We start from the raw sequence: 6,416 nt of genomic DNA, 5'->3' as shown, positions 1-6,416 counted from the left end.
CTGCGCCCCGCGCCTAGCATCCCATCCCGAAAAGGGACTTGCGCGGCTTCAAAAAGATCTTGAACAGGTTCTTATATATCGGAGACACCCATGAGTTACACCGCCCCGGTCAAGGACATGCTGTTCGACATCGAGCACCTGGCCAACATTGAACAGATCGCACAGATTCCCGGCTTCGAAGACGCGGGCCTCGACACCGCCCAGGCCGTGCTCGAAGAGTGCGCCAAGTTCAATGAGGGCGTGCTGGCTCCGCTGAATTTCGAGGGTGACAAGAACCCCTCGAGCTGGAAGGACGGCGTGGTCACCACCACCCCGGGCTTCAAGGAAGCCTTCCGCCAGTATGGCGAAGGTGGCTGGCAAGGCCTGCAGCACCCGGCCGACTTCGGTGGCCAGGGCCTGCCCAAGACCATCGGCGCCGCCTGCATCGAGATGTGCAACAGCGCCAACATGAGCTTCGCGCTGTGCCCGCTGCTCACCGATGGCGCCATCGAGGCGCTGCTCACGGCCGGCAGCGACGAGCTCAAGGCCACCTACCTCGAGAAGCTGGTGACCGGCGAGTGGACCGGCACCATGAACCTCACCGAACCCCAGGCCGGCTCCGACCTGGCCCTGGTGCGCACGCGTGCCGAGCCCCAGCCCGACGGCAGCTACAAGGTCTTCGGCACCAAGATCTTCATCACCTACGGCGAGCACGACATGGCCGCCAACATCGTGCACCTGGTGCTGGCCCGCGTGCAGGGCGCGCCCGAGGGCGTCAAGGGCATCAGCCTGTTCGTCGTGCCCAAATTCATGGTCAATGCCGACGGCAGCCTGGGCGCACGCAACGATGCGCACTGCGTGAGCATCGAGCACAAGCTCGGCATCAAGGCCAGCCCCACGGCCGTGCTGCAGTTCGGCGACCACGGTGGCGCCGTGGGCTACCTCGTGGGCCAGGAGAACCGGGGCCTCGAGTACATGTTCATCATGATGAACGCCGCGCGCTACGCCGTGGGCGTGCAGGGCATCGCCGTGGCCGAGCGCGCCTACCAGAAGGCCGTGGGCTACGCCAAGGACCGCGTACAAAGCCGCCCCGTGGACGGCTCCATCGCCGCCAGCGCACCCATCATCCACCACCCCGACGTGCGCCGCATGCTCATGACCATGCGCGCCTACACCGAGGGCTGCCGCGCCATGGCCACCGTGGCCGCCGCTGCATACGACGCCGCGCACCACCACCCCGATGCCGAGGCGCGCAAGCAGAACGCCGCGTTCTATGAGTTCATGGTGCCGCTGGTCAAGGGCTACAGCACCGAGATGAGCCTGGAAGTCACCAGCCTAGGCGTGCAGGTGCACGGCGGCATGGGCTTCATCGAGGAAACCGGCGCCGCGCAGTACTACCGCGACGCCAAGATCCTCACCATCTACGAAGGCACGACCGCCATCCAGGCCAATGACCTCGTGGGCCGCAAGACCGCGCGCGACGGCGGCCAGACCGCCAAGGGCATTGCCGCCCAGATCGAGAAGACCGAAGCCGAGCTGCTGGCCAACGGCAGCCCCGCCGCCAAGGCCGTGGCGCGGCGCCTTTCGGCCGCGCGCCAGGCCTTCCTCGATGTGGTGGACTTCGTCGCCGGCGGCACCAAGACCTCGCCCAACGCCGTGTTCGCCGGCAGCGTGCCCTACCTCATGCTGGCAGGCAACCTGGTGGCCGGCTGGCAGCTGGCGCGCAGCCTGCTGGTGGCGCAGGCGCTGTTGCACAAGGGACAGGACAGCGCCTTCATGCAGGCAAAAATCACCACGGCGCAGTTCTATGCCGAGCACATCCTGGTCAAGGCACCGGGCCTGCGCGACAGCATCGTCGAAGGCGCCGACAGCGTGACGGAGCTGGCGCTCGACGCATTCTGAGCACCAGGGGGAGACAGGCCGGGCCGGCGCATTGCGCGCGCGCCCGGCGCCCCATGAGAACCTGATTTATCCATCCATCCTTTCAACCCGGAACCCACCTGCCATGTCCAAGCTGCCCCCCGCCTTGCAGAATCTCTCGCTGCCCGTCATCGGCTCGCCGCTGTTCATCATCAGCAACCCCAAGCTCGTGATCGAGCAGTGCAAGGCCGGCGTGGTGGGTTCCATGCCGTCGCTCAACGCACGCCCCGCCGAACTGCTCGACGAATGGCTGGCCGAGATCACCGAGACGCTGGCGGCCTACAACAAGGCCAACCCCGACAAGCCGGCCGCGCCCTTTGCCATCAACCAGATCGTGCACAAGAGCAATGACCGCCTGGAGCACGACATGCAGGTCTGCGCCAAGTACAAGGTGCCGATCATCATCACCAGCCTGGGCGCGCGCGAGGACGTGAACCAGGCCGTGCACGCCTGGGGCGGCATCGTGCTGCACGACATCATCAACAACAAGTTCGCGCACAAGGCCATCGAGAAGGGCGCCGACGGCCTGATCGCGGTGGCCGCCGGTGCCGGTGGCCATGCGGGCGTGAAGAGCCCGTTCGCACTGATCCAGGAAATCCGCCAGTGGTTCGACGGCCCCATCGCGCTCAGCGGCTCCATTGCCAGCGGCGACGCGGTGCTGGCCGCGCAGGCCATGGGCGCCGACTTCGGCTACATCGGCTCGGCCTTCATCGCCACGCACGAGGCGCGCGCCAGCGAGGAGTACAAGCAGGCCATCGTTGCCGGTTCGTCCGATGACATCGTCTACAGCAACCTGTTCACGGGCGTGCACGGCAACTACCTGGCGCCCTCGATCCGCGCTGCGGGCATGGACCCCGACAACCTGCCCGAGTCCGACCCGAGCAAGATGAACTTCGGTGGCGATGCCAAGAAGGCCTGGAAGGACATCTGGGGCTGCGGCCAGGGCATCGGCGCCATCGACGCCGTGACCAGCACGGCCGAGCTGGTGGCGCGTCTGCGCCGCGAATACCAGGCCGCCCGCGCACGCTTGGCGCTCTGATCCCTGCCCCTGCTCCCCCTGGCGCCCGGGCTTGCCCGGGCTTTTTCTTTGCCAGGGGCCCGTCCGCCTTGCGCGTAGCCGCACATGCCCGTGAAGTGGGGTCCAAGCGCAAATTTCTGTAACAAGCGACAATAGGCGGTTTTTGCCCGCATCGGCGGGCGGGTCATTCCATTTCGCTCCTTCCGTCTCCCATGTCCTCCGCCACCTCCCGCATGCCCCTGATCGACATGGTCAAAGGGCTGGCCTGCGCCGCCATCGTCTGCCACCACCTGGCGTTCTACGGCCCCATGTCCGACATCGCAGCGCCCTTGGCGCCGCTGCTGATGGCCTGGCTGTACGACTACGGCCGCATGGCCGTGCAGGTGTTCCTGGTGCTGGGTGGCTACCTGGCGGCCGCCAGCCTGGCGCCCCAGGGTGTGGCGCGCTTCGACAGTGCCGGCGCAGCGATCACCCGGCGCTTCGTGCGCCTGGTCGTGCCCTATGCCGTGGCCCTGCTGCTGGCGGTGCTGGTGGCGGCCCTGGTGCGCCCGTGGATGGACCACCACTCCGTGCCCGATGAGCCCACCCTGGCCCAGCTGCTGGCCAATGCGCTGCTGCTGCAGGACATCGTGGGCGAGGATGCCCTCTCGGCCGGCGTCTGGTACGTGGCCATCGACTTTCAGCTGTTCGCACTCAGCGTGCTGGTCTGGGCCGGCGTCCGCTCGCTGCCCGGCGACTGGGCACGCCGCCATGGTCCGGTGATCGGCCAGGGCCTGCTGGTGGCGCTCACGGCCGCCTCGCTGTGGGTGTTCAACCGCGACAGCGCGCTCGACATGTGGGGCTGGTACTTCTTCGGCGCGTACGGCCTGGGCATGCTGGCTTACTGGGCCGTGAAGTCGCCCCGCGCCACCGGCTGGCTGGCCCTGATGCTGCTGCTGGGCGGCGTGGCACTGGCCCTGGAGTTCCGAGGCCGCATCGCACTGGCGCTCGCCGCCGCCGTGCTGCTGGTGGCCGCCCTGCGCTCGGCACCACTGCGCCAGTGGCAGGGCGTGGCGCCCCTGGTCCGGCTGGGCCAGATGTCGTACTCGGTCTTCCTCGTGCACTTCGCCGTGTGCCTGCTGGTCAACGCCGTCGTCGGCCACCTGTTCCCCACGGCGCCAGTGGTCAACGCCCTGGGCATGGTGCTGGCCTTCACCCTGTCGCTGATGGCCGGGCGGCAGCTCTACGAGCGCGTGGAACGCCATGTGCCCACCTGGTCCATGGCGCTGCGCTGGCAGGCCGGGCTGGTGGGGGCGGGCATGCTGGTCGCGGTCAGCAGCCACTGGGCATAGTATTCGGACCATCCCCCTGAGGCGCTGCGCGCCTGGGCCGGTTTGCGCGAACTCTGCTTGTCTCGGGACGCCAGAAAGGGCTCCCGTAGGGGTCAACCCGGCGGCAGGCCCTCGCGCCGCTTGCGCTGCTTGTCCAGGAACCAGGCCATGAAGGGCAGCAGCAGCATCGAGCCGGGGATCACCCAGATGAACAAATAGGGGCTGACCGACGAGGCCGAGCGCATCACGTCGCGCAGCTGGTCCCGCTCCTCGGCTGTCCAGTTGCCCTCGCGGCGCTGCTTCATGAGCCAGGCGACCGATCCCTTCATGGTCGCGATCTCGCGCTTGAGGCGGCTCTTTTCGCGGCTGTTGCCGGCCAGGAACGAGCAGAACCATTCGGGCGCGCGCTCCATCCGCTGCTGGAAGGCGGTGGTGGAGTCCGGGTCGAACGCGGTCGGCACAGCCGCCAGGGCCGCAGCCGTGGCGTTCGGATCATCGGGAAGCTGCGGGGGCGCGCTCATGGTCTTCAATTGTCGCTGCAAGCCATGACAACGCAAACACCTGTTGCAATTTGCGGCGGTTGCGCCACGGCCATTGCCACGGGAGAGTGGCTACCTGTGCAATTCGCCCGCTGCTTCCGGTTGGTACAGGATCGCCTTCACCCGCACCGTCATCGGCTTGCCGCCGGGGCCGGGCCAGACCAGGGCGTCGCCCACCGCCAGGCCCAGCAGCGCGCTGCCCACGGGCGCGAAGATCGACAGGCGGTCGGCGCTGCCGTCCATGTCGCGCGGGTAGACCAGCATCAGGCAGAACTCCTTGCCGGTTTCCTCGATGGCGAACTGCACCGTGGAGTTCATGGTCACTACATGCGGCGGGATCTCCTCGGGGGGCACCACCTCGGCGCGGTCGATCTCTGCCTGCAGATCGGCCTTGCCGGGGAAGACGCTGGCCGGGATGGCGGCCAGCAGGGCTTCGATGCGGTCGACGTCCAGGGACGACAGGATGATCTGGGGCTTGCGCGCCATGGGGTACCTCGCTCGGTGGTGGTTGCAAAGCGCGGGACTATAGGCCGGCTGGCGCGGTTTGCCGGCAATCTCGCACTGCACCGTGCGGGCATTGGTGCCCGGGGCGGGGAATCGGTCAGTCCCCCTTGATGTTGCGCGCCTTGATCAGCGCGCCGAAGCGCGTGCTGTCGATCTTTGCGCGCTCATTGAAGTCGGCGGGCGACATGGGCGCGGGCACGCCGCCCAGGGCCGTGATGCGCTCCTGCACGGCGGGCGTGGCCAGCACCTTGTTGATCTCGCGGTTCAGGCGCGTCACCACCTCGGCCGGGGTGCCCGCGGGCGCATAGAAGCCGAACCAGGTATCGGCATCGAAGCCCTTCAAGCCCACCTCGGCCAGCGTGGGCACGTCAGGGAACAGCGGCGAGCGCTTGGAACTGCCCACGGCCAGCAGGCGCAGCTTGTTGGCCTTCACGTGCTGCAGGCCGATGCCCGGGTCGAACATGAAGTCCACCTGCCCGCCCAGCAGGTCCTGCATGGCGGGCGCAGCACCGCGGTAGGGCACGTGCACGGCAAACACATTGGCCTGGGCCTTGAGCATCTCGGCCGCCAGGTGGGGCGAGCTGCCGTTGCCCGGCGTGCCGAAGCTCACCTTGCCCGGGTTGGCCTTGAGGTAGGCCAGAAACTCCTGGACGGTGTTCACCGGCAGCGTGGGCCGCACCTCCAGGAACACCAGCACGCGCGCCGCGGCGGCCACGGGCAGCAGGTCCTTCACCGGGTCGAACGGCATCTTGGGGTAGATGTGCGGGTTCACCGAGACCATGCCACCCGAGCTCATGAGCAAGGTGTAGCCATCGGCCGGCGACTTGGCCACGGCCTCGCCACCAATGTTGCCGCCCGCGCCGCCCCGGTTCTCCACCACCACGGGCTGGCCCAGCGCCGCCTGCAGCGGCACCGTCACCGCGCGCGCGATCTGGTCGGCCGCGCCGCCCGCCGGGAAGTTGACGACCACCTTGATGGGCTTGGCGGGGTAGGTTTCCGCGTGCACGCCGGTGGACAGCAGGGCGCTGCCCGCGAGTGCCGCCAGGGCGAGTGCGCCGGCCAGGCGGCGGCCATGGGATGGGGAAGGGTTCTGTGGGTTGTCGTGCGTCATGTCATGTCTCCTGAAACGGTGCGCCCGGTCATCCG

The 6,416-nt window shown here is 68.1% G+C and carries 6 protein-coding genes; 3 read left to right on the top strand and 3 right to left on the bottom strand.

What is annotated here, in order from left to right; translation table 11 throughout:
* The first annotated feature begins 90 nt into the window (after positions 1-90).
* From PMI14_RS16930 to PMI14_RS16920, 3 genes are all read left to right on the top strand, one after another.
* On the top strand, positions 91-1,881 hold the full coding sequence (locus tag PMI14_RS16930; RefSeq protein ID WP_007856428.1) for an acyl-CoA dehydrogenase: 1,791 nt from the start codon (positions 91-93) through the stop codon (positions 1,879-1,881).
* A 103-nt stretch (positions 1,882-1,984) separates the two neighbouring features.
* Complete coding sequence (locus tag PMI14_RS16925; RefSeq protein WP_007856423.1) at positions 1,985-2,938, top strand: nitronate monooxygenase family protein; 954 nt, start codon at positions 1,985-1,987, stop codon at positions 2,936-2,938.
* Positions 2,939-3,129: 191 nt separating this feature from the next.
* Positions 3,130-4,248, top strand: coding sequence for an acyltransferase (locus PMI14_RS16920; RefSeq protein ID WP_007856422.1), 1,119 nt, complete (start codon positions 3,130-3,132; stop codon positions 4,246-4,248).
* A 92-nt stretch (positions 4,249-4,340) separates the two neighbouring features.
* On the opposite strand, the gene PMI14_RS16915 is transcribed toward PMI14_RS16920, so the two are convergent.
* The 3 genes from PMI14_RS16915 to PMI14_RS16905 form a co-directional block, all read right to left on the bottom strand.
* The gene (locus PMI14_RS16915) at positions 4,341-4,748 is read right to left on the bottom strand and encodes a hypothetical protein (RefSeq protein ID WP_007856421.1); all 408 of its coding nucleotides are present in this window, start codon (positions 4,746-4,748) and stop codon (positions 4,341-4,343) included.
* A gap of 90 nt (positions 4,749-4,838) precedes the next feature.
* Complete coding sequence (gene rnk, locus PMI14_RS16910; RefSeq protein WP_007856419.1) at positions 4,839-5,252, bottom strand: nucleoside diphosphate kinase regulator; 414 nt, start codon at positions 5,250-5,252, stop codon at positions 4,839-4,841.
* 115 nt (positions 5,253-5,367) lie between these two features.
* A complete protein-coding gene (locus PMI14_RS16905) occupies positions 5,368-6,381 on the bottom strand; it encodes a tripartite tricarboxylate transporter substrate binding protein (protein WP_007856417.1) in 1,014 nt (337 codons plus the stop codon).
* Positions 6,382-6,416 lie beyond the last annotated feature (35 nt).

Origin of the sequence: Acidovorax sp. CF316 (assembly GCF_000276605.1) — a bacterium.
Taxonomy (GTDB): Bacteria; Pseudomonadota; Gammaproteobacteria; order Burkholderiales; family Burkholderiaceae_C; genus Acidovorax.
The sequence above is the reverse complement of the archived record's forward strand: the minus strand, read 5'-3'. Positions and strand labels throughout refer to the sequence as shown.